General features: G+C 53.1%; 1 pseudogene. It reads right to left on the bottom strand.

The annotated features are described in order from the left end of the window. Positions 1-33 precede the first annotated feature (33 nt). A pseudogene (locus AB4623_RS23380) lies at positions 34-258 on the bottom strand (hypothetical protein); the annotation flags it as partial.

The following is a 258-nucleotide window of genomic DNA, read 5'->3' as shown; positions in this document are numbered from 1 at the left end:
AGGGTGTGCTCGGCATCAAAGGACGGGTTAGCATTAACGGGATTCGGTAGGGCTAGGGGTTTGGGTTTGTTCACTTTCGGTCTCCTTGGCTTGCATCAAGGCAGCCATTTGTTGTTTGGACGCGTAGATCAAGCCCAAAACTGCAAGCAGCAGCGTCGCCTCTTCGATGTAGTCCCCAAACACTCCCATCAAGGTTGAGCCATGTTTGGCAAAGACCGGCTGCGCAGCATCGATAACGGCTTGTTTCCCTTTACCGTC

Source organism: Vibrio sp. 10N.222.52.C12 (genome assembly GCF_041474215.1).
Classification (GTDB): Bacteria; Pseudomonadota; Gammaproteobacteria; order Enterobacterales; family Vibrionaceae; genus Vibrio; species Vibrio crassostreae_C.
Note: the sequence above shows the minus strand (reverse complement) of the source record. Positions and strands in the feature narration are given on the sequence as shown.